General features: G+C 34.9%; 25 protein-coding genes and 2 pseudogenes. 19 read left to right on the top strand and 8 right to left on the bottom strand.

What is annotated here, in order from left to right:
• Positions 1-13 precede the first annotated feature (13 nt).
• From BSU00_RS06945 to atpG, 16 genes and pseudogenes are all read left to right on the top strand, one after another.
• Entirely contained in the window at positions 14-1,540 is a 1,527-nt protein-coding gene (locus BSU00_RS06945; RefSeq protein ID WP_105003716.1) for a lytic transglycosylase domain-containing protein, read from the top strand.
• Positions 1,541-1,597: 57 nt separating this feature from the next.
• Positions 1,598-2,074, top strand: a complete 477-nt coding sequence (locus BSU00_RS13690) for a DUF4837 family protein (protein WP_255402308.1) — start codon at positions 1,598-1,600, stop codon at positions 2,072-2,074.
• Entirely contained in the window at positions 2,020-2,586 is a 567-nt protein-coding gene (locus BSU00_RS13685; protein ID WP_369820301.1) for a DUF4837 family protein, read from the top strand. The genes BSU00_RS13690 and BSU00_RS13685 overlap by 55 nt, the downstream gene beginning before the upstream one ends.
• Positions 2,587-2,735: 149 nt before the next feature.
• Complete coding sequence (locus tag BSU00_RS06935) at positions 2,736-4,205, top strand: DUF5687 family protein (RefSeq protein WP_105003715.1); 1,470 nt, start codon at positions 2,736-2,738, stop codon at positions 4,203-4,205.
• 24 nt (positions 4,206-4,229) lie between these two features.
• Positions 4,230-4,925 carry an ABC transporter ATP-binding protein gene (locus BSU00_RS06930; protein ID WP_105003714.1) on the top strand — a complete coding sequence of 232 codons (696 nt, stop codon included), beginning with the start codon at positions 4,230-4,232 and terminating at the stop codon, positions 4,923-4,925.
• Between the two features lie 87 nt (positions 4,926-5,012).
• Complete coding sequence (locus tag BSU00_RS06925) at positions 5,013-7,100, top strand: tetratricopeptide repeat protein (protein ID WP_233188631.1); 2,088 nt, start codon at positions 5,013-5,015, stop codon at positions 7,098-7,100.
• Positions 7,101-7,108: 8 nt separating this feature from the next.
• Positions 7,109-7,252, top strand: a complete 144-nt coding sequence (locus BSU00_RS13295) for a hypothetical protein (protein ID WP_233188630.1) — start codon at positions 7,109-7,111, stop codon at positions 7,250-7,252.
• A gap of 71 nt (positions 7,253-7,323) precedes the next feature.
• Positions 7,324-7,731, top strand: coding sequence for a polymer-forming cytoskeletal protein (locus BSU00_RS06920; RefSeq protein WP_105003713.1), 408 nt, complete (start codon positions 7,324-7,326; stop codon positions 7,729-7,731).
• A complete protein-coding gene (locus BSU00_RS06915; protein ID WP_105003712.1) occupies positions 7,700-7,927 on the top strand; it encodes an AtpZ/AtpI family protein in 228 nt (75 codons plus the stop codon). Before BSU00_RS06920 ends, BSU00_RS06915 begins: the two co-directional genes overlap by 32 nt.
• Complete coding sequence (locus BSU00_RS06910; protein ID WP_199176771.1) at positions 7,924-8,304, top strand: DUF6168 family protein; 381 nt, start codon at positions 7,924-7,926, stop codon at positions 8,302-8,304. Before BSU00_RS06915 ends, BSU00_RS06910 begins: the two co-directional genes overlap by 4 nt.
• 124 nt (positions 8,305-8,428) lie before the next feature.
• Positions 8,429-9,565, top strand: a complete 1,137-nt coding sequence (atpB, locus tag BSU00_RS06905; RefSeq protein ID WP_105003711.1) for a F0F1 ATP synthase subunit A — start codon at positions 8,429-8,431, stop codon at positions 9,563-9,565.
• Between the two features lie 45 nt (positions 9,566-9,610).
• Positions 9,611-9,799, top strand: a complete 189-nt coding sequence (atpE, locus tag BSU00_RS06900; protein WP_053973883.1) for an ATP synthase F0 subunit C — start codon at positions 9,611-9,613, stop codon at positions 9,797-9,799.
• Positions 9,800-9,890: 91 nt separating this feature from the next.
• On the top strand, positions 9,891-10,388 hold the full coding sequence (locus BSU00_RS06895) for a F0F1 ATP synthase subunit B (protein ID WP_105003710.1): 498 nt from the start codon (positions 9,891-9,893) through the stop codon (positions 10,386-10,388).
• A 7-nt stretch (positions 10,389-10,395) separates the two neighbouring features.
• A complete protein-coding gene (gene atpH / locus BSU00_RS06890; RefSeq protein WP_105003709.1) occupies positions 10,396-10,953 on the top strand; it encodes an ATP synthase F1 subunit delta in 558 nt (185 codons plus the stop codon).
• 21 nt (positions 10,954-10,974) lie between these two features.
• On the top strand, positions 10,975-12,555 hold the full coding sequence (gene atpA / locus BSU00_RS06885) for a F0F1 ATP synthase subunit alpha (RefSeq protein ID WP_105003708.1): 1,581 nt from the start codon (positions 10,975-10,977) through the stop codon (positions 12,553-12,555).
• Between the two features lie 68 nt (positions 12,556-12,623).
• Positions 12,624-13,483, top strand: a pseudogene (atpG, locus tag BSU00_RS06880) (ATP synthase F1 subunit gamma).
• A 68-nt stretch (positions 13,484-13,551) separates the two neighbouring features.
• Here atpG and BSU00_RS06875 read toward each other — a convergent pair.
• Positions 13,552-15,327, bottom strand: a complete 1,776-nt coding sequence (locus BSU00_RS06875; RefSeq protein WP_105003707.1) for a 1-deoxy-D-xylulose-5-phosphate synthase — start codon at positions 15,325-15,327, stop codon at positions 13,552-13,554.
• 65 nt (positions 15,328-15,392) lie between these two features.
• Here BSU00_RS06875 and rsmI point away from each other — a divergent pair, with 65 nt between their 5' ends.
• Entirely contained in the window at positions 15,393-16,064 is a 672-nt protein-coding gene (gene rsmI / locus BSU00_RS06870; RefSeq protein WP_105003706.1) for a 16S rRNA (cytidine(1402)-2'-O)-methyltransferase, read from the top strand.
• Between the two features lie 11 nt (positions 16,065-16,075).
• Here the strand turns inward: rsmI and BSU00_RS06865 are convergent, their stop codons facing one another.
• The 3 genes from BSU00_RS06865 to BSU00_RS06860 all read right to left on the bottom strand — a co-directional run bounded on the left by BSU00_RS06865 (position 16,076) and on the right by BSU00_RS06860 (position 17,208).
• Positions 16,076-16,573 (bottom strand): hypothetical protein, encoded by a 498-nt coding sequence (locus BSU00_RS06865; RefSeq protein WP_105003705.1) that lies wholly within the window; start codon positions 16,571-16,573, stop codon positions 16,076-16,078.
• Positions 16,574-16,642: 69 nt separating this feature from the next.
• Positions 16,643-16,768, bottom strand: coding sequence for a hypothetical protein (locus BSU00_RS13680; protein WP_255402304.1), 126 nt, complete (start codon positions 16,766-16,768; stop codon positions 16,643-16,645).
• A 140-nt stretch (positions 16,769-16,908) separates the two neighbouring features.
• Entirely contained in the window at positions 16,909-17,208 is a 300-nt protein-coding gene (locus BSU00_RS06860; RefSeq protein WP_233188664.1) for a PadR family transcriptional regulator, read from the bottom strand.
• Between the two features lie 194 nt (positions 17,209-17,402).
• Between BSU00_RS06860 and BSU00_RS06855 the strand changes: the two genes are divergently transcribed.
• Entirely contained in the window at positions 17,403-18,446 is a 1,044-nt protein-coding gene (locus tag BSU00_RS06855; RefSeq protein ID WP_105003704.1) for a ferredoxin--NADP reductase, read from the top strand.
• A gap of 15 nt (positions 18,447-18,461) precedes the next feature.
• A pseudogene (locus BSU00_RS06850) lies at positions 18,462-19,147 on the top strand (LysE family translocator).
• A 7-nt stretch (positions 19,148-19,154) separates the two neighbouring features.
• On the opposite strand, the gene mgtE reads toward BSU00_RS06850, so the two are convergent.
• From mgtE to BSU00_RS13290, 4 genes are all read right to left on the bottom strand, one after another.
• Complete coding sequence (gene mgtE / locus BSU00_RS06845) at positions 19,155-20,504, bottom strand: magnesium transporter (protein ID WP_105003703.1); 1,350 nt, start codon at positions 20,502-20,504, stop codon at positions 19,155-19,157.
• Positions 20,482-21,297 carry a 16S rRNA (adenine(1518)-N(6)/adenine(1519)-N(6))-dimethyltransferase RsmA gene (gene rsmA / locus BSU00_RS06840; protein WP_105003702.1) on the bottom strand — a complete coding sequence of 272 codons (816 nt, stop codon included), beginning with the start codon at positions 21,295-21,297 and terminating at the stop codon, positions 20,482-20,484. Before rsmA ends, mgtE begins: the two co-directional genes overlap by 23 nt.
• Before the next feature lie 32 nt (positions 21,298-21,329).
• Positions 21,330-21,659, bottom strand: a complete 330-nt coding sequence (locus BSU00_RS06835; RefSeq protein ID WP_105003701.1) for a DUF4286 family protein — start codon at positions 21,657-21,659, stop codon at positions 21,330-21,332.
• A gap of 71 nt (positions 21,660-21,730) precedes the next feature.
• Positions 21,731-22,084 carry a tol-pal system YbgF family protein gene (locus tag BSU00_RS13290; RefSeq protein WP_233188629.1) on the bottom strand — a complete coding sequence of 118 codons (354 nt, stop codon included), beginning with the start codon at positions 22,082-22,084 and terminating at the stop codon, positions 21,731-21,733.
• Positions 22,085-22,111 lie beyond the last annotated feature (27 nt).

Here is a 22,111-nt window from a genome sequence, read left to right as displayed (position 1 = left end):
TTGCATATACACTATGAGATATTTTCTTTTATTAATTTTACTACCTGCTATAGTAGTAGCACAAGAAACTAAGCAAATCCAGGAAATTGGAAAAGACAGTCTTCCTAATACTTTAGAAGTTCCGCTCGTACCTAAAGATTCTTTATTTCAAAAAGTTCCGGATTCTTTATTCACTACTAAAGATTTGCAATTGATGGATAGTCTTTTGATAGAAGACCGATTTAATTCCTCTTTATTTGATACCATTCAATATGTAATTGATGATAAAGATTTGCTTCCTATAGAAAGTACGATTTTATCAACAGCGTTATTGAAAGAACGTTTGGCTACTCTTGAAGAAAACACTCCATTTCATTTGGCATTCAATCCTGCCTTAGAAAAGGTCATTCACAGTTATCTAAAAAAGCGAAGAAAATACTTTCCTGCTCTTATGGCAAGAGCAAAGTACTATTTTCCGATGTTTGAACAATACCTAGACCAGTATGACATACCGCTAGAAATGAAGTATTTGGCGATTGTAGAATCTGCACTTCGTCCGGATGCTAGGTCTTATGTCGGAGCAACTGGTTTGTGGCAGTTTATGTATGGAACAGGAATTCAGTTTGATCTTAAGGTTAGTTCCTATGTTGACGAACGAAGAGATCCGGTTAAAGCTACTATCGCAGCTTGTAAATATTTGAGTCAGTTGTATCGAATTTTTGGAGATTGGGATTTGGCTTTGGCAGCGTATAACTCTGGTCCTGGAAATGTAACTAAGGCGATAAAAAGATCCGGAGGATACAGAAATTATTGGAATATTCGCCCTTTTTTACCACGAGAAACTGCGGGATATGTTCCTGCATTTTATGCAACCATGTATTTGTTTGCTTATGCAGACGAACACGGCCTATACCCTGAGCCAACTAAAATTTATCATTTTGAAACGGATACGATACGAGTTAAGCATACCGTTAGCTTTGATCAGATCACCGAAGTAACAGGCTTAGATAATGCGTTGCTTACTTTTTTGAATCCAGCTTATAAATTAGATATCATTCCCTTTGTAAAGGATAAAAATTATGCCATACGTATTCCTAAAGTTAACGCTATTGATTTTTTAGATAAAGAAGCTACTTTGTATGCCTTGGCAAAGAGTGATGCTGAGAAAAGAGAAAAGCCCTTACCTAAGTATTTTGAGATGGACAAAAGAATTCGATATAAAGTTCGAAGTGGGGATTACTTAGGGAAAATAGCAGAAAAGTTTGGAGTAAGAGTAAGTGATATTAAACGATGGAATCGATTGCGTTCTAATAATCTTAAAATAGGACAGCGATTGAGTATCTATCCGAGAAAAATTACAAGTTCGAAGCCGGTTGCAAAAAGTAAGAACACCACTCCCAAAGGGGCATATGTTATGTATTTGGTGAAGAAAGGTGATTCGCTTTGGACAATTGCCCAAAAATATCCAAAAGTTTCTGTAGATGAAATTAAAAAATGGAACAATATTTGGAGTGTTAAAAGTCTCAAACCAGGAATGAAACTTAAAATCTATAAAGGTTAAATTGGAAGTTTTATTCGGTTTTTTTTGAATGTTTATTTAAAAAAGTAAATTTAGTTTATGAAAAATATAGTTGCACTTTTCTTTGCTTTTTTGGTGTTTACAGCTTGTAACCAAAGCGGCAGTGGATATACAGTTCCAAAATCTTCAGGAAATACGAATAGAATTTTAGTAGTTACTAAAGGTACAGATTGGGAGGGAGAAATTGGAGACGCATTGCGATCTCTCTTTGGACAGCATCAAATAGGACTTCCGCAACCAGAAACAATTTTATCCGTAACACAAGTAGATCCTGTTGGATTTGAAGGTTTTATGCGTCATGGAAAAGCTGTTCTAGTGATTAACATAGGAAGTAATGAAGAAGGTATTTCCGTAGAGAGAAACAAGTATGCGATGCCGCAAATTATAGTGTACGCCAATGCTAAAGATAAGGCGAGCGTTAAACGTTTATTACAAGATAAAGGAGAAGAGATAATTACTACATTTCAGGAGGAAGACATAAAATTTATTCAGAATATTTTTCGAAAAGAAGGATAGAAGATAGTTCTTTTAAGACACTAACTAACTTAGGAGTTTCTTTAGATATTCCGAAACGTTTTAATTTGGTAGATGATACCGGTGATTTTTTATGGTTGCGTCAGCACTTAAAAAGCGGGATAGCAAAAGGAGATGGGACTAATAATATATTGGTATACAGTGTTCCTTTGGAGGGAAAAGAGGATATTGTAAATAGTATCGCAGACACGAGAGATTCCATCGGAAAGAAATACATACCCGGCAGTAAAGAAGGGATGTACATGATTACAGAACAAGCCTATACCCCTTTTACTATTAATACTACTATTGATGGAAAGAAAGCCTATGAAACCAGAGGAAAATGGGAGGTTAAAAATGATTTTATGGCTGGTCCTTTTATAAATTATACCATTGTAGATAAAGAAAATAATCGGTTAATTGTTTTCGAGGGTTTTACTTACGCGCCCTCAGTTAGCAAACGAGATTTTATATTTGAATTAGAGGCTATCGGTAAATCGATGAAGATAAAATAGCTACTCCTATTCTATGCAAACCATATACACCGTGTCTTTCACGGTGTTTTTTTATTTAACCTAGATGCAAATGGCGTTAAAAATTTTGCGGTAAGGTTGTAACAACACACCTCTTTGTGCTACTTATAAGACAAACTAATGCAAACTCTATGATATCACACTTTTTAAATTTAGAATGGAAACAGTTTTTTCGTTCTGCAAATTTTGGTAAAAGTATAGCGCTTAAAATAATAATGACCTTTTTTGCCCTATATTTTGTACTTTCTTTTTTGGCCATTGGTGCAGGTTCTTTTTTTATCATTAAAGATAAAATGCCCAATGTAGACCCACTGGTATTTGTAAATCAGCTGTTAATTTTTGCGTTTTTAGTAGACCTTATTGTTCGTTATTTAATGCAGAAACTTCCCGTAATGAATATTAAACCTCTGTTACTACTTCCAATAAAGAAAAATACCTTAACCCACTATTTATTAAGGAAATCCATCTTTTCGATTTTTAATGTGTTGAGTCTTTTTTTCTTTGTGCCTTTTGCTGTAGTTCTAATTTCCCAAGGTTACCAAGTTTTGGGTGTTTTGGGGTGGTTATTTTTTATGGTACTTTGTATCCTTTCTTGCAACTTTTTAAATTTTTTGATCAATAAATCCAATGTGGCTTTGGGCATACTTTTAACCGTCATAGGATTTCTTTTTGTTGCCTACAAATACGGATTTTTAGAACTAGAAGCTTTCTTTGGAGGTATATTTCAAGGTGTATATGAAACTCCTTTATTAAGTTTTTTAATGCTTCCCGTAGTTCTGATTTTATACTATCTTAATTTTAAAAACTTACGAGCTAAAGTATACCTAGACGACGCTATAACAGGTAAAACAGAGGAAGCAAAATCATTAAACCTGTCTTGGGTAGAGAATTTTGGTGAAGTTGCGCCTTTCATCAAAAATGATATTCGTCAAATTTGGAGAAATAAACGAACAAAGACTGTCTTTTTTATGTCGTTTTTGTTTTTATTTTATGGTATTATATTCTTTGGAAATCCTGTTTATGAGGAAAAAATGCCTGCTTTTTTAGTATTTGCAGCATTATTTATCACCGGTGGATTTACCATTAATTATGGCCAATTTATACCTGCATGGGACAGTGAATATTATGCGATGTTGATGAGTCAAAATATTAAATATCGAAAATATTTAGAAAGTAAATTGTACTTAATGGTGGTGATGACATTCTGCTTGTATCTCTTGAGTATCCCTTATATATTTTATGGATTAGATAAATTTTTACTGATTACTGTTGGTGCAATTTTCAATATTGGATTTAATTCTCTTTTTCTACTTTATGCAGGTTCTTTTAACAGAAAAAGAGTCGAATTAAACAAAAGTGGTTTTGGAAACACCCAAGGAACCAGTGCTACGCAATTTTTGATTATCATTCCTGTTATGGGGCTTCCAATGTTGCTATTTTGGCTATTCAATAAATTCATTGGTTTCCACGCAGGATTAACTGCTATTGCAGTGGCGGGAATACTTTGTATTGTTTTTAAAAACTTTTTTATGGGAGTAATAGAAAAGAAATACAAGAAAGATAAATACGCAGCAATTAACGCTTTCAATCAAACATCTTAATTTCACATTTTAAATTTGCAAACTATGATTACAATAAATAATATCACAAAAAAATACGGAGTAACACAAGTATTAGAAGTAGAAAAATTAGTAATACCAAAAGGGCAATCTTTCGGTTTAGTTGGGAATAATGGAGCTGGTAAAACAACCCTATTTAACATCCTTTTGGATTTAATTCGGCCAACGACAGGCATAGTTACTAGCAACGGTATACCAGTTCATAGTAGCGAAGAGTGGAAAAATTTCACAGGGTCTTTTATAGACGAAAGCTTTTTAATAGGCTATTTAACACCTAGTGAATATTTTGAATTTATTGGTGATTTGCGAAATATGAATAAGGCAGATGTTTCTCGATTTTTGGCGCAATTTGAAGAATTTTTCAATGGTGAAATACTAGGAAAAAAGAAATACCTAAGAGATTTAAGTAAGGGGAACCAGAAAAAAGTAGGTATAGTTGCTGCGATGATGGGAAACCCTGAGGTTGTTGTTTTAGACGAACCTTTTGCAAATTTAGATCCAACTACCCAAATACGGTTAAAATCAATTATTAAAATATTGACAGAAAATGAGAATATTACTGTTTTAATTTCTAGCCATGATTTGAGCCATGTGACAGATGTATGTCAAAGAATCGTCGTTCTGGAAAAAGGAACTATTGAAAAAGACATACAAACCTCTGTGGAAACACTAGAAGAATTAGAAGTCTATTTCTCAGCCTAACAAAATTATTACCATATTATTAGTATTTTTACGCATTTACATACAATAAGTTAGAGGAATAATTGTTGTATGCTAAATGCGTTTTTTATGGGAAAAGTATCTAATGTATTTACAGTCAGTTTTTTCACGCTACTTATTTTATCATGTAGTGTTAAAAAAGACACCTTTATTAATCGTAATTACCATTCCTTAACAACGAAGTATAATGTTTTATTTAATGGTACAGAAGCTTATGAGATGGGGTTGCAAGAGATTAGAGATAAGCACCAAGATAACTTTTGGAAAAGACTTCCTATCGAACCCATAACCTTTGACGATAAGAAAATAGCCATCCCTGTTTTGAAGCCTAGCGTGGGAATGAATATAAATGAGGAGGAAGAGGAGCTTTCTGCAAACCTTACCAATTTTGATAGGGCAGAAGAAAAGGCTGTAAAGGCAGTTCAAATGCATTCCATGAATATTGAAGGGTATGAAAAAAACCAGCAGATAGACGATGCTTATCTGCTTCTAGGTAAGGCAAGATATTACACGCAACGTTTTATTCCGGCCATTGAGGCTTTTAATTACATTATTGCCAATTACCCAAAGGCAAACCTTATCTATGAAACTAAAATTTGGAGGGCAAAAGCGAACATTCGAATCGAGAATGAAAATTTAGCTATCGAATCTTTAAAATTACTTCTCGAAGTGGATAAGAACGAAAAATCACTTACAGATTTACAACGAGAAGAGGCATATACAGCCCTAGCTATGGCCTATGAAAAAACAGATTCAGTTCAAAAAGTAATTGAAAGTTTAACTTTGGCTTCGCGAACTTTCAAGCAAAAAGAACAAGCGGCAAGAAATCAATTTATTTTAGGACAAATATACAGTGAACAGGGTAAAAAAGACTCTGCTCGTATGGTTTTTAAGCAGCTTGCAGATCAGAAAAAGGCACCTTTTAAATATCGCATACGCGCCAATATTGAATTGGCTAAAAATACCGAAAATGATAGTGCATCTGTCTTAGTATTGAGTCGCATCAAAAAGTTAATACGCAATACCGACAATCGAAAGTTTTTAAATGCCTTGTATTACCAAGCAGGAGTTTTAGAATTGGGTAGAAATAACGTAGACAATGCAGCGATATATTTTGAAAAGTCCTTGCGTGCTAAAGTGAATACCAATTATCAAAAAACATATGCTTACGAACAGTTAGGAAACATGGCTTTTGATAAGCAAAATTACGTACTAGCAGGATCTTACTACGACAGTGTTCTGTCGGTTACCTCTAAAGAATTTGACCAAGAAAAGCGAATTCGAAGAATACGAAGAAAAAACAAAGGACTAACTACGCTTAGAACCTACGAAGAACTGGTTGCTACAAATGACAGTATTTTAAAGCTGGTTGCCATGTCGGATTCAGAGCGAACTACCTACTTTCAGGAATACATAAAAAAAATACAAAAACAAGACGAAGAAAATAGACAGCAACTACTCAATTCTCAAAATTTTGGGTCCTCTTTCGGAAGTAGTATGGGGGCTTTTGGAAACACTTCTAAAAAAGGGAAATGGTATTTTTACAATACCCAAAGTGTTTCCTTTGGAAAAGCAGAGTTTGAGCGTGTATGGGGAAACAGACCCTTGGCAGATAATTGGAGATTTTCAGATACTGGAGTTGTTAAAACAACAGACAATACTATTGATTCTAATGAATCCGATAAAAATCCGAGATACGAATTAGCAACTTATTTAACTGCGATACCAACCAATCCTGAAGCCATAGCGAAGCTCACAGAAAATCGAAATGATGCCTTATACCAGCTAGGCCTAATTTATAAAGAGCAATTTAAAAATCCGGAGTTGGCAATTGCAAACTTTGAAAGAGTAAGAGAACTTCGAAAGGATAAAGATTTAGAATTAGCCATAAATTATCATTTACACCAATTGTACGATCAGTTAGGAGATACTGAAAAAGCCAAATTCCACAAGGATATCGTAGTGAATCAATATCCAGATTCGCAGTTTGCAAAGGTATTACTATCCCCAAATACAGAAATAGAAACGGTACTTTCAGAAGAAGACGAAGTAGTAAAAGCCTACAAGGCAGTGTATTATTTATATAAGCTCGATAAATATGAAAACGCTATCGAAAACATAGATAAACTAACCTCGAGGTATAAAATTCGAATTTAATTCCTAAATTGGCACTTCTAAAGGCTTTATGTATCGGAAAACTCGAAAACAGAGAGAATTATAAAGAATCTCTTCAATACGTAGCCACGACTTATGAAAACACCGAAGAAGGAACGCGTGCCGAGGAGCTTTTAAAGCAGTTAGAAAAGTAAATTTTCATTAAAAACTAAAACTAAAACCATAACTAAAACTCAAAATTTTTTAATTTAACTTCCCCTTTAACATGTTTAGTAAAGAAAACAAAAGAACAAACGAAAAGTTTGTATCTGAAAGAAACCTAATCGGTAAAAACACAAAAATTATAGGTGAAATCATCTCGGAAGGTGATTTTAGAATTGATGGCACCTTAGATGGTAATATTGTTACCAAAGGAAGAATAATCATCGGAGAATCAGGGCTAATAAAAGGTAAGGCATCTTGTGCGAATGCAGATATTGAAGGAAAAATTTCTGGCGATCTACAAGTTTCAAACACCCTAACTGTAAAATCTACAGCAACTATTTCCGGCGACGTCATCGTCAGTAAACTATCGGTAGAACCAGGAGCCTCTTTTAATGCCACTTGTGCGATGAAAGGTGCTGTAAAAGAACTTCAGAAGAATGAAAAACAAAGAGCCGAAAAAACAGCTTAATAAATTTATTCGTTTTTCAGGTATCGCTCTTCAAATGGGACTAACCATTTATCTAGGAAGTTTGTTAGGTGAATGGTTAGATACCAAATATGATAACCAAAATCAATTATATACCAAAATTTGTACCCTCGTGGCTGTTTTTGCCGCTATGTTTTCTGTAATTTATAACGTAACCAATATGTCCAAAAAAAAATGATTAAACGATTGGTATATTTTTGCATAGCATTGCTAGTTTTATTTGCAGTTAGTTATTTTCCGCATGCATATTTTTTAAGTCATAACCGAGAAACACTCCATTTTTCCTTGTTGTCTATTTACCTATATCACCTCATTGCGGCAACTATTGTTTACGCAATAGTGGAGGGAGTAGCTTATAAACTACCAAATCAAGTTGGGTACGCCTATTTGGCCTCAGTTTTTATAAAATTAGGATTTTTTGTATTGATTTTTAGAGCTTCTGTTTTTTCAGAAGTCATTCTTTCTAAAGTAGAGAGATTATCCTTGGTTATTCCCTTATTTTTGTTTTTGATACTAGAAGCGGTATTTATTTCAAAACTACTGAACAACAAATAGTTTTCTTTATTAATATTTTAAAATTACCGAGAGAAAAACTAAACTAAAAAACCGTTTGTAGTTTTAATTAATTGTGTACCTTTGCACGGAAATTTAGAGACCATAATCCTATATTTAGTAAGGTATGATGATAGCAAAAAAACCTATCTGTTTTTTAACAATATTAGTTTTAGTATTTAGCTCGTTTTCGGTGCAAGCTTTAGGAGGAGAGACTCCAAGTAAAGGAGGGCAAGTAAATACTCCTGAAGCAATTCAAGATTACATTAAACACCACTTAGCAGATTCCCATGATTTTTCTCTGTATTCGTATACCAACGATGCCGGAGAGCGAAAGCATGTTGGATTCCCTTTACCAGTAATTGTTTGGACTAGCAAAGGTTTAAAAACTTTTATGTCTTCTGCGTTCCATCACAACGACGACGGCACAGTGATAGTAGATAAGGGAGATGTACAATTGGTGAAAATTCACAGTAAAATATACGAACTAAATGGAGGTGCTTCTGCAGTCACTTTTGACGATGCGCATCATGCTACAAATGCAGGAAAAGTTCTAGATTTTTCTATTACAAAAAGCGTATTTGGTATGCTGTTAGCAGGAGGTTTGTTGTTTTTTGGGTTCCGTTCCCTAGCCAAAGGTTATAAAAAAGGTGCCATTCCAACTGGGGTAGGGCGAGTACTTGAGCCTTTGGTTTTATATGTACGTGACGAAATAGCAAGACCAAATATTGGAGAGAAGAAGTACAAGAAATTCATGCCGTATTTGCTTACCGTGTTTTTCTTTATTTGGATACTAAACTTATTGGGGTTAACTCCTCTAGGTTTTAATGTTACAGGGCAAATAGCAGTTACGGTTTGCTTAGCCTTGTGTACTTTAATAGTGTATATTACAAATGGTTCAAAAGATTTCTGGATGCATACATTATGGATGCCAGGAGTACCAAAAATATTAAGACCAGTTTTGGCAGTGCTAGAATTGGCTGGTTTTTTATTGATCAAACCGTTTTCGTTATTGGTGCGTTTGTTTGCAAATATTACTGCAGGCCACTCTGTTGTTATGGGGATTGCAGCATTAATGATTTTATTGAAGGCTAAATTTGGAACGGTAGGGGCAACAGGTATTTCTTTTGCACTTACTCTGTTTTTAACCATAATTGAAGTTTTAGTTGCTTTTTTACAAGCATTTATTTTTACGATGCTTTCAGCATTGTTTATTGGAATGGCTGTAGAGGAGCACGATCACGAGCATGCAGATGCTCATTAGAAAATTTGAATAAAAATTTGTTTAATTTAATATAAATCAATTAGTATGTACAATTTAATTGGAGCAGGATTAATCGTAATCGGAGGTGGAATCGGCTTAGGTCAAATCGGTGGTAAAGCAATGGAAGGTATTGCTCGTCAACCTGAGGCAGCTGGTAAAATTCAAACAGCGATGATCATCATTGGAGCATTATTAGAAGGTTTGGCATTTGGTGCTTTACTTCTAGGAAAATAATCCGACAAGATTTAAGGAAAAAACACACTCTGCAACGGTTGGTTGCAGATGTGTTTTAAAAAATTAAACAACAAAAATAGAATATAATAGTATGGATATTTTTAATGATTTTTCAATAGGATTATTTGCTTTACAATTGGTAATCCTTTTAGTGTTATTATTTTTACTAGCAAAATATGCTTGGAAGCCTATTTTAAACTCTTTAGACGAAAGAGAAGAAGGTATTCAAAGTGCATTAGATCAAGCTGAAAATGCGCGTAAGGAGATGCAAAACTTACAAGCCGATAACGATAGGTTGTTAAAAGAAGCGAGAGCAGAAAGAGATGCAATGTTAAAAGAGGCTCGTGAAATTAAAGAAACCATCATTACAGAAGCTAAAGAAGAAGCACAAGAGCAGGCAGGTATCATGATAGACAACGCCAAAGCAGCAATTAAACAAGAGCAACAAGCTGCTATAGCAGAGCTGAAGAAGAAAGTCGCTGATTTGTCTATTGATATTGCTGAGACAATTGTGAAAAAAGAATTAGCATCACAAGACGAGCAATTAAAGTTGGTCGAAGGAATGTTGCAAGAAGTTACTTTAAACTAGTCTACAAATGAAAGGAGCAAGACCAGCATTACGATACGCCAAAGCGGTTTTGAACTTAGCGAAGAGTTCAAATGCAGATGTTGAGGTTAATGATAATATGAAGTTAATCCTCGATACTATCGAAGCGAGTAGCGATTTACGTAGCATGCTAAAGAGTCCAATAATTCCAGCTGCTGATAAGCACAATGTTTTAACGGCTTTATTCGGAGATAAAGTAAATACAATTGTCAAAGGATTGTTTACGCTTTTACAAGACAATAAGCGTATGGTAATGTTAGAGCCTATTGCACGTCAGTACGGTTTTATATTCGACCATTACAAAAACATGCAAGTTGCGAAAGTAACTACGGCAGTAGCCTTAACGAAAGAACTAGAAGACAAAATACAAGCTAAGATTGTAGAACTTACAGGAAATAGCGCAAGTATAGAAAATGAAGTGAATCCTAATATTCTAGGTGGATTCATCTTACGTGTTGGAGATGTGCAATACGACGCAAGTATCTCTAATCAATTTAATGAATTAAGAAAGGTATTTGACAATAGTCATTTCATTCCAAAAATTTAATTTTACATCAAAAGATATAAGATGGCAGCAATTAAACCAGCTGAAGTATCAGCAATTTTAAAGGAACAATTAACAAATTTCGAATCAAAGGCTTCATTAAATGAAGTTGGAACTGTGTTACAGGTGGGAGATGGTATTGCACGTGTATACGGTTTATCAAACGTACAATACGGAGAATTAGTAGAGTTCGATAACGACCTGGAAGGTATCGTATTAAACTTAGAAGAAGATAACGCAGGGGTTGTATTGTTAGGTCCGTCTACTTCTGTAAGTGAAGGATCAACAGTTAAAAGAACCAACCGTATTGCCTCTCTAAAAGCAGGTGAAGGTATTGTAGGTCGTGTTGTTAATACATTAGGGCAGCCAATCGATGGTAAAGGGCCTATCGAAGGCGAAACTTTTGAGATGCCTTTAGAGCGTAAAGCTCCAGGAGTTATTTATCGTGAGCCAGTAACAGAACCGATGCAAACAGGTATTAAATCTGTAGATGCCATGATTCCTATTGGACGCGGACAACGTGAGTTAATTATTGGTGACCGTCAAACTGGTAAATCAACGGTAGCTATCGATACAATCTTAAACCAAAAAGAATTTTACGATGCAGGTGAGCCAGTATATTGTATCTACGTAGCCATAGGACAAAAAGGTTCTACCGTAGCTGCAATAGCAAATATGTTAGAAGAAAAAGGAGCACTTGCGTATACTACTATTGTTGCTGCAAACGCTTCTGATCCTGCACCAATGCAGGTATATGCGCCGTTTGCTGGTGCTGCGATTGGAGAGTATTTCCGAGATACTGGTAGACCAGCTTTAATTATCTATGATGATTTATCTAAGCAGGCTGTTGCTTACCGTGAGGTATCTTTATTATTACGTCGTCCTCCAGGACGCGAGGCGTATCCAGGGGATGTTTTCTACTTACACTCAAGATTATTAGAACGTGCTGCAAAAGTTATTAATGATGATGCGATAGCTGCTGAAATGAATGACTTGCCAGATTCGTTAAAAGGAAAGGTTAAAGGTGGAGGTTCACTTACTGCTTTACCAATTATCGAAACGCAAGCAGGTGACGTTTCTGCATATATTCCAACCAACGTAATTTCGATTACAGACGGTCAGATATTCTTAGAGTCTGATTTGTTTAACTCAGGAGTTCGTCCGGCAATTAACGTTGGTATTTCGGTATCTCGTGTAGGAGGTTCTGCACAGATTAAATCGATGAAAAAAGTATCTGGTACACTTAAGTTAGATCAAGCACAATATCGTGAACTAGAAGCATTTGCTAAATTTGGTTCTGATTTAGATGCTGCAACTATGAATGTAATTTCTAAGGGTAAACGTAATGTGGAGATTTTGAAACAAAATCAAGGAGATCCATTTACCGTTGAAGACCAGGTTGCCATTATTTATGCAGGTTCTAAAAACTTGTTAAAAGATGTTCCAGTACATAAAGTAAAAGAATTTGAAAAAGATTATTTAGAGTATTTAAATGCGAAGCACAGAGATACTTTAGATACTCTTAAGGCTGGAAAGTTAACCGATGAAGTTATCGACGTGTTAACTAATGCTGCAAGTGAAATTTCAGCGAAATTTTCAGCATAAAAATTTATTTAGTTAGTAGTCGATACTTCGACTACTAACTAATTTTCATTACTAAATACTAAAGTAGTATGGCAAATTTAAAAGAAATACGTAACAGAATTACATCTATTGGTTCAACAATGCAGATAACTTCTGCCATGAAAATGGTATCTGCAGCGAAGTTGAAAAAAGCACAAGATGCAATTACGGCAATGCGTCCATATTCATCAAAGCTTACTGAATTATTGCAGAGCTTAAGTGCTACCTTAGATAGTGATGCTGGTGGAGCATATTCTACACAAAGAGAAGTAAACAAAGTATTATTAGTAACGATCACCTCTAATAGAGGTTTATGTGGTGGCTTTAATTCTTCTGTGATTAAAGAAACGGTTAAAACTATTAAAAACACCTATAATGGTGTTTCTGTAGACATACTAACGATCGGGAAAAAAGGAAATGATATTTTGTCTAAAGAGTACTCTATTTTAGAAAATAGAAACGATCTTTTTGACGACCTTACTTTTGAAAACGTCGCAGTTGTTGCAGAGCAATTAATGGATTTATACGTAGATGGTGTTTATGACAAAATTGAAATAATCTACAATAGATTTAAAAATGCTGCTACACAGATTGTTCAAGTAGAGCAATTCCTTCCAATTCAACCAGCTGAAAAAGATGTAGATGCTAATATGGATTATATTTTCGAACCATCGAAAGAAGTATCGTATTAGATTTAATTCCAAGATCGTTGAAAACTCAGTTGTACAAATCTATTCGTGATTCATTTGCTGCCGAACACGGTGCTCGTATGACTGCAATGCATAAAGCTACAGATAATGCAAAGGAACTAAGAGACGAGTTATTGCTAACCTATAACAAAGCAAGACAAGCTGCTATTACCAATGAAATATTAGAGATTGTTGGTGGTGCCGAAGCATTAAATAATTAGTAAAAAAATACAGTAAAGAGAGCGAGGTGTATACCTCGCTTTTTTTTGTAATAACTATCAATATTTTTTTACTTGTTTAGTACTCGCAGTATCGTTTGTTGTATGCTTTTACTATCGATACCACATTTTTTTTGAAGTTCATCTACAGTACCGTGGTCTATAAAAGTATCTGGAATCCCTAAGTTTATAATTTCGCCATTGTAGTTTGCTGTTGCCGCAAACTCTAAAACTGCAGTTCCTCCTCCACCCAGCACAGCACCATCTTCTACAGTAATTATCGCATTAAATTTAGCAAAGATTTGAAGGAGCATTTTAGTATCGATGGGTTTTATAAAACCTAAATCATAATGCGCCACAACATCGGGATTTTCCATGGTTTTTATAGCTTTTGAGACATTATTAGCCATCGTACCAATTGATAGTACCGCAACATCACTTCCTTTCTTTAAATAACTACCTTTTCCTATAGTAACCTTTTTAAAGCGCTGTTTCCAATTTTCTATTTGTCCTCTGCCTCTTGGATAGCGTATTGCTATTGGTTGTTGTAGGCCCAATTGTGCGGTGTATAATATATTGCGCAATTCTATTTCATTTCTTGGAGCAGCTATAATCATGTTCGGAATGCAGCGCAAATAAGCAATGTCAAAAATACCGTGGTGGGTTCCACCATCTTCGCCAACTAATCCTGCTCTATCCAAACAAAAGATAACGGGAAGCTTTTGTATTGCCGTATCATGAATGATTTGATCATAGGCTCTTTGCATAAAAGTAGAATAAATATTGCAGTAGGGAACTAGTCCTTCTGTTGCCATACCGGCAGCTAATGTCACTGCATGTTGTTCTGCGATTCCGACATCAAACGTTCTTTCTGGGAATTTTTCTAGCATTAACTTTAACGAGCTTCCGGTAAGCATGGCTGGTGTTATTCCAACAATTTTATCGTTCTTTTTAGCCAATTCCACTATGGTTTCTCCAAATACATCCTGAAACTTTGTGAAATTATTTGGTGATTTTGGTAATACATCCCCTGATATTTTATCAAATTTTCCTGGTGCGTGATATTGCACTTGATTTTCTTCAGCTTGTTTTAACCCTTTTCCTTTCGTTGTTATGACATGTAAAAATTTTGGACCATCAATTTCTTTCAAGCGTTTTAATTCTAATAGCAATTCTGTCATATTATGACCATCAATAGGGCCAGAGTAATCAAAATTCAGTGCTTCGAATATATTTTGTTGTGCAATATCGCTTCGCTTAGATTTTATTCTTGTTAGATAGTCTTTCAATGCGCCTACAGATGGGTCAATACCAATCGCATTATCGTTTAAAATAACCAAGATATTTGCATTGGTATTTCCTGCGTGGTTTAGGGCTTCAAAGGCCATTCCACTCGCAATAGATGCATCCCCAATTACAGCAATATGTTGTTTGTTATTGCTCTGTAACTTAGAGGCAATAGCCATACCTAGAATTGCTGATATAGAGGTAGAAGAATGGCCAACACCAAAAGCATCATACCTGCTTTCACTTCTTTTTGGAAACCCTGATATACCTCCCAATTGTCTATTGGTATGAAACACAGCCTTTCTACCAGTTAAAATTTTATGTCCATAGGCTTGGTGTCCTACATCCCATACTAGTAGGTCTTTTGGGGTGTCGAATACATAGTGCAACGCAATAGTTAGCTCCACGACACCTAAACTAGCTCCAAGGTGTCCTTCTTTGGTAGCTACAATATCAATTATAAACGCTCGCAGTTCTTTCGCAACTTGTACTAGTTGTTCGGGAGATAGTTTACGTAAATCTGAGGGATATACAATAGTATCTAACAGGTTCTTTAACATAACACAAATGTACAAAAACGATTGCACACCCTTTTTGTAAGGGTAAAACTTTGTAGCTTTGTAGTATGAGTAAATTATATGTAGTACCAACACCTATTGGAAACCTAGAGGATATAACTTTTCGTGCCATTCGAATTTTAAAAGAGGTAGATGTTATTTTGGCCGAAGATACACGCACCAGTGGCAAGTTACTCAAGCATTTTGACATTACTACTTCTATGCAATCACACCACATGCATAATGAACATAAAACAGTAAATACCATTATTAATCGTTTGCAAGGTGGTGAGACTTTTGCTCTAATTTCTGATGCAGGAACGCCAGCAATTTCTGATCCAGGCTTTTTGCTTACACGTGCATGTATTCAAAACAATATTGATGTTGAATGTCTTCCTGGTGCTACTGCTTTTGTGCCGGCATTGGTGAATTCAGGATTACCCAATGATAAATTTATTTTCGAAGGGTTCTTGCCCGTTAAAAAGGGAAGACAAACGCGTTTAAAATTTCTTTCGGAAGAGACCCGAACCATGATTTTTTATGAAAGCCCGCACAAATTACTTAAAACATTAACCAATTTTATAGAATATTTGGGAGAAGATAGACAGGTATCGGTATCCCGAGAATTAACAAAACTATTTGAAGACACCCAGAGAGGAACTTTAAAGGAAGTACTAGTGCACTATACCAAAAAACCCGTAAAAGGGGAAATTGTTATCGTGGTAGAGGGTAGGAAATAGTGTACATTTTTCTAAGAACATAGTTGGTATTCTGGATATTGTTCTCGTAAGAACTTTTCTGCTTTTTTAGGAATAATAATTAAAGTGATGTAGGAATAAATCATAGCCGCTGTAAGCAATACAGCAATCAAACAGGCAGCAGTTTTAGAAGGTATTTTTTCTATGCTAGTTACAATTTGAGGAATATTACTTGCAATCATAATTCCGCCAAAGGAGGCGACATTAAAAATCATTTCCTCTAACATCCACTTTTTACCATAGTGTTGCATTCTTTTCTTGAACTCTCGTTTTAGTTTTAGTGCATAGTATACGTTTACTATTGCAAAAATTAATAAAATACCACTAATTATATACATTCCATTTTGTATTTGTGCTACGTAATAAAAGAAGAAGATAGCCGTAAAAGTCAATGCTATTTTTGGTAATGCAAACCACTCTTTGGCGTATTTCCAAATAATAGATTTGTATTTTTTGCCTAAAAATTTTTGTTTCTCCTCTACCACATTCATAAAACCAAAAACACCGAATTTTTTAAAAGAGATATCCCTAGCTTTTTCAAATGTTAAATTTGGTTGTGTTTACCAAATATTTTCAATAGCATTCGCTAGATGGTCTACCAGTTTGATTTGCAGATCGTAATGTTCAACATAATGTTTTCTGGTAAAAAGGAGTATAGCATCTATTTGATTGTTTGTTAATTTCATGTTTTTACCATTAATTTAGGTTTCAACTGTGATTTTTAATATGATTTAATATTTAGAGTTTTGTATTAGATAGAGGAAAATTATAGCATCACCAGAACGTCCTTTACGAAACCAGACGGTAATATCTATTCCTATTTAATCTAATCCATGCTAAATTTAGGATGTACTAGCTGTTGCATCGTTTGTAAAAATTCCTGCATATCATTTAAACGTTGCACCATTTCTTTTGTTCCCGTTTCTGTTAGCGTATAGTATTTGCGAAGTCTATTGCTAACTTTTGCAATTTCTACATCTAATAAACCTTCCGCTTCTAGTTTATGCAGGGCAGGATATAAGGCTCCTTCCGTTATTTGTAATTCCCCTTTCGTTAATTCTTTTACTTTTTGCGTAATTTCATATCCATACATTTTATGTTTATCTGCTAATAATTTTAAAATAATTGTTTACAGAGATCCTTTATAAAGTTTCTTATTACCCATAGTTATGCTATTAACTTATATTTTAGATGTTATAGATATCGCAAGTATTTAAATCTAAATATCTTATACATAACAAAATTATGCATGTTATTTATAAAAACTCTAACTAGTCTTTCGTGATTAGTTTGTTATTTTTGCAAGATATTTATGTAACGATGAGTAAATTTCACACACTAACAATACAAGAAATTAAAATAGAGACGAAAGATGCAGTTTCTATTTTATTTTCTATTCCCCAAGCCATAAAAAACTCGTTTTTATTTAAGGCAGGGCAATATGTAACATTAAAAAAAGTAATTCAAGGCGAAGAAGTAAGAAGAGCTTATTCTATTTGTTCGGGTTCACAAGAAGGCGAGTTACGAGTAGCTATTAAAGCGGTAGAAAACGGTAAATTTTCTACCTACGCTACAAAAGAGTTAACAGTAGGAGATACTATCGAAGTAATGCCTCCGGAAGGAAAGTTTGTTTTAGAACCAAAAGCAAACAAACATTATATTGGTTTTGCAGCCGGAAGTGGTATTACTCCGATATTGGCTATGATAAAAGATGTCCTAGGGAATGCCGAGGCAAAATTCACTTTAGTTTATGGAAACAAAACTGCTACCGATACTATTTTCTTCGAGGAATTAAATGCCTTGCAAAAGACACACAGTGATAGGCTTACTATTCATTACGTGTATAGTAGAGAGGAAAACCCGAATGCTTTTTCAGGAAGAATAGACGCTACACGTGTTGCCTATATTTTTAAGGAACTGTATACCAATACAACTTTTGATGCTGCCTTTTTGTGTGGTCCCGAAGAGATGATTACAACTGCTTCGGAGGTAATAGCAGGTACTTATATTGCGAAAGAAAATATTCATTTTGAACTATTCACGGCGGTAACTGCCGCAGATGATACTACGCAAATAGCAGAAGGGATTTCCCAGGTAAAGGTTTTGTTAGATGACGAAGAAGTTTCTTTCTCTATGCAGCATACCGATACCATATTAGCAGCTAGTTTACGCAATAAGTTAGATGCACCTTACTCGTGTCAGGGAGGAGTATGTAGCAGTTGTATAGCCAAAATCACAGAAGGAAAAGCTATAATGACTAAAAAATCTATTCTATCTGAGGAAGAACTGGAAGAAGGATTTGTTCTAACCTGCATCGCTCACCCAACCACTTCGGTATTGGCGGTAGATTTCGACGACGTATAAAAAATAGAAATAGCAATGGATTTTTATACCTTAAAAAATGCCTTTCTAGTTGGAGTATTCATGGCTTTCATGATTGGACCGGTATTTTTTATGCTTATTAAAACGAGTATATTAAAAGGAGCCCGAGCTGCTATATCCTTTGACCTTGGTGTTGTTTTAGGGGATGTTGTTTTTATACTCATTGCCTATTACGGAAGTAGAAGTCTGTTAGAAAAGATAAAAGATGACCCTCGTTTATTTTTTATTGGTGGCTTGATACTAATTGTATACGGAATCCTTACTTACTTGGATAAAAGTAATAAAAAAGAAGTAGACGAAAGTGAAGTACAAGTTCCTAAGGCTAACAACTACTTTAGGCTATTTTTCAATGGCTTTCTCTTGAATTTCATCAATGTTGGAGTACTCGCCGGATGGCTCGGTATAATGGTAGTAGTAGGGCCTACCTTAGACATGAATGCTTCGGCAATATTTTGGTATTTTTTCACCGTTATTATTGGTTACTTGTGTACTGATTTGGGTAAAATTTTGCTAGCAAAAAAGTCAAAAACAAATTGACTCCTTTGGTTATTTATCGCATCAAAAGAGCTATGGGTGTTTTATTAATTGTTTTCGGAGCGTTTTTTATGCTGAAAGGATTTATTCCTAAAGAAAAGATGGATAAAATCATAAAAAAGGTAGAAATAGAGAATCTACAGAATTAGCATTCATTTATATGCCTAAAATTAGCTGGGCAATTAAAAAGTAGATTAAGATTCCAAAAATATCATTGCTGGTAGTAATAAATGGTCCCGTGGCAATGGCAGGATCTATGCCTTGTTTGTCTAGAAATAATGGGATAAATGTTCCTATTAATCCTGCGACAATAATTACGACAACCAAGGATATCGATATTGCAAAGGCCTTTAAAAAGTCTTGTTCGTAAACAAAAACAAAAACAAACAAGAAGATGGCTAAGACCAAACCATTTAAAAGTGCCAGGAGCATTTCTTTAAATAAACGACTGTTTATACTCCCTTTTACATCGTCATTTGCTAATCCCTGAACGATAATCGCTGAAGATTGTACACCAACATTACCTGCCATTGCAGCAATTAATGGCGTAAAGAAAAATAACACCGCATTTTCTTTAAAAGTTTCTTTAAAATTACCCATAATTAGAAATGCTCCAATTCCTCCTAACAAACCCAAGAATAGCCAAGGTAATCTCGCTCGAGTCAATTGCCAAATCGAATCATCTGCTTCTACATCTTGGGTAATACCCGCTGCCAATTGATAATCTTTATCGGCTTCCTCTTTTATCACATCAACAATATCGTCAATGGTAATTCTACCTACCAGAACTCCAAGCTCATCTACTACTGGTATCGCCTCAAGGTCATATTTACGCATGATATTCGCAACATCCTCGTTATTATCGTGTACGTTTACGAAATCTACTTTGGGAATGTATACATCGGCAATTTTTGATCGTGTAGAAGCCATGAGAAGATCTTTAAGAGATAATCTTCCTTTTAGTTTTCCATCGTTGTCCACAACGTAAATCGAATGTACTCGTGTAACCTCCTCTGCCTGCAAACGCATCTCCTTCACACAGGTTAATACATTCCAGTTTTCGTTTACTTTTACCAATTCTTTTGCCATCAAACCTCCTGCAGTATCTTCGTCATAACGGAGTAATTCAACAATTTCTTTGGCGTGCTCTTTGTCTTCGATTTTTTGAATTACCTCTTGCTTTCTTTTTTCTGGAAGTTCAGCAATTACATCAGCAGCATCATCGGTGTCGAGCTCATCAATCTCTTCTGCAATTTCTTTATCAGAAAGTTTCTGTAATACCTTTTCACGAATGTCTTCATCCACGTCCATAAGTACCTCGGAAGTGGTTTCAGAATCTAATAAACGTATTATGTAAAGTGCCTCTTCAAAAGATAGTTCCTCCAAAAGTTCTGCGATATCTGCATGATGTACGTCGGAGAAAAATTCTGCGATTTTACCATCTTTTTGCGAGGTAATATAGCCTTGTAGTTCTTTAATAAGTTTATGCGTGATCTCTAGTGCCATCGTCTGCTATTTTAGAGGTTAGAACAATAAAGTCTTGAACGGATAATTGTTCGGGGCGCAAAGTAAATATAGGGTCTTCTTTTAAACTAGTCGAAAGATGGAGCGATTTTAAACTAGAACGCAGCATTTTTCTTCGTTGGTTGAAAGCTGTTTTTACCACGCGAAAAAATAGTTTTTCGTTAACAGGAAGGGTGTAATTTTCTTTCCTTTTTAAACGAATTACTCCCGAATCTACCTTAGGAGGAGGATTAAATACCGAAGGAGGTACGGTAAACAAATATTCGACATCGTAAAACGCTTGGGTAAGAACCGAAAGGATACCATAAATCTTACTACCCTTTTTTTCTGCGATGCGCTGTGCAACTTCTTTTTGAAACATTCCTGCAAATTCAGGTACTGATGCTCTGTTTTCGATGGTTTTAAAAACGATTTGACTAGATATGTTATACGGGAAATTCCCAATAATTGCTATCTGTTTTCCATGATTAATTTTAGAAAGATCTTGTTTTAAAAAGTCACCTTCTATAATACAGAAGTGCCCCGGACTTGTATTTAGTGTAATGTGTTCCACAGGAAAGGTCTCTTTTAGATACTGCACCGATTCAGAATCTAATTCCATAACGGTAACCTTTGCCTCTTGTTCCAGTAAATACTTGGTAAGTACGCCCATACCTGGCCCAATTTCAAGTATTGTATCGTATCCATTACCCTGCAAAGAATCGGCAATCTTTTTGGCAATGTTTTCATCGTTTAAAAAATGCTGTCCAAGATGTTTTTTTGCCCGTACACTCATAACACTACCGCTGTTTAATTACACAAGATGTTCTAATTATTACTGGTCGTTGGATAAAATTCGTTTATTACTTTAAGCTCCGTTCTAAAAGCTAGCATTTTATCCGCAAACTTTTTCATACCCGCATTGCGAAGCTTTGTTGCGTCTTGCTCGTAATACTTATCTAAATCTTCTCTTGTATTTGCAGTATACTGAATGGAATATGTTTTTCCACCCATTTCTTCCTCTACTAAAACCTCTGTCATTTTAGCGCTAACAAAGTGTCCAGTTGCTAAAACATCTAGTATGTGTTGTTCAATCCACACCAACCATTCCGGGTGCACACTTTCTTCTATATTAACAGTTACGTTGTATATATACATAATGTACTCTAAATAATTATATCAATTTTACCCTTCTACATGTACAAGGAATTTCTATTAATTGGTAGACATCAAATTTCATCTCCACGCAATTTACGGTACTTTTTTCGAGCTTCAACCAAGTAAATACTCGATGCATGTGCAAAAATAATCTTTTGATAGTACTCTGCGGCTGTTTTGGGATTATTTAATTCGACGCGATATAATTCTGCTAAGTGATACAAGCTATCATCCACTAAAATTCCTTCCGGATTTATGGCAATCACTTTTTCGAGATTAGAAACCGCTTTTTGATATTCCTTTTCTTTTATATACAGTTCTGCCTGTTGGTATAGTGCTTCATCTTCTATAGGCTGGTTTTTATAGTTTTTGATAATGTCTGAAAGTATCGAAATAGCCTCTGTATTTTTATTTTGATACTTCAATAAATCTGCTTTTGCATATTCTTTTAA

Origin of the sequence: Tenacibaculum sp. SG-28 (genome assembly GCF_002954385.1) — a bacterium.
Lineage (GTDB): Bacteria > Bacteroidota > Bacteroidia > Flavobacteriales > Flavobacteriaceae > Polaribacter.
This window is presented reverse-complemented; position numbering and strand designations above follow the sequence as displayed.

Coding starts and splice junctions, on each gene's coding strand:
- rsmI (WP_105003706.1), top strand. CDS start 15,393: ATGAGTAAATTATATGTAGTACCAACACCTATTGGAAACCTAGAGGAT.
- mgtE (WP_105003703.1), bottom strand. CDS start 20,504: ATGGCACTAGAGATCACGCATAAACTTATTAAAGAACTACAAGGCTAT.
- BSU00_RS06865 (WP_105003705.1), bottom strand. CDS start 16,573: ATGAATGTGGTAGAGGAGAAACAAAAATTTTTAGGCAAAAAATACAAA.
- atpH (WP_105003709.1), top strand. CDS start 10,396: ATGAAAGGAGCAAGACCAGCATTACGATACGCCAAAGCGGTTTTGAAC.
- BSU00_RS13680 (WP_255402304.1), bottom strand. CDS start 16,768: ATGAAATTAACAAACAATCAAATAGATGCTATACTCCTTTTTACCAGA.
- BSU00_RS06935 (WP_105003715.1), top strand. CDS start 2,736: ATGATATCACACTTTTTAAATTTAGAATGGAAACAGTTTTTTCGTTCT.
- BSU00_RS06920 (WP_105003713.1), top strand. CDS start 7,324: ATGTTTAGTAAAGAAAACAAAAGAACAAACGAAAAGTTTGTATCTGAA.
- atpE (WP_053973883.1), top strand. CDS start 9,611: ATGTACAATTTAATTGGAGCAGGATTAATCGTAATCGGAGGTGGAATC.
- BSU00_RS06835 (WP_105003701.1), bottom strand. CDS start 21,659: ATGTATATATACAACGTAACTGTTAATATAGAAGAAAGTGTGCACCCG.
- BSU00_RS06930 (WP_105003714.1), top strand. CDS start 4,230: ATGATTACAATAAATAATATCACAAAAAAATACGGAGTAACACAAGTA.
- BSU00_RS06875 (WP_105003707.1), bottom strand. CDS start 15,327: ATGTTAAAGAACCTGTTAGATACTATTGTATATCCCTCAGATTTACGT.
- BSU00_RS06895 (WP_105003710.1), top strand. CDS start 9,891: ATGGATATTTTTAATGATTTTTCAATAGGATTATTTGCTTTACAATTG.
- BSU00_RS06855 (WP_105003704.1), top strand. CDS start 17,403: ATGAGTAAATTTCACACACTAACAATACAAGAAATTAAAATAGAGACG.
- BSU00_RS06910 (WP_199176771.1), top strand. CDS start 7,924: ATGATTAAACGATTGGTATATTTTTGCATAGCATTGCTAGTTTTATTT.
- BSU00_RS06945 (WP_105003716.1), top strand. CDS start 14: ATGAGATATTTTCTTTTATTAATTTTACTACCTGCTATAGTAGTAGCA.
- BSU00_RS06915 (WP_105003712.1), top strand. CDS start 7,700: ATGAAAAACAAAGAGCCGAAAAAACAGCTTAATAAATTTATTCGTTTT.
- atpB (WP_105003711.1), top strand. CDS start 8,429: ATGATGATAGCAAAAAAACCTATCTGTTTTTTAACAATATTAGTTTTA.
- atpA (WP_105003708.1), top strand. CDS start 10,975: ATGGCAGCAATTAAACCAGCTGAAGTATCAGCAATTTTAAAGGAACAA.
- BSU00_RS06925 (WP_233188631.1), top strand. CDS start 5,013: ATGGGAAAAGTATCTAATGTATTTACAGTCAGTTTTTTCACGCTACTT.
- BSU00_RS13690 (WP_255402308.1), top strand. CDS start 1,598: ATGAAAAATATAGTTGCACTTTTCTTTGCTTTTTTGGTGTTTACAGCT.
- rsmA (WP_105003702.1), bottom strand. CDS start 21,297: ATGAGTGTACGGGCAAAAAAACATCTTGGACAGCATTTTTTAAACGAT.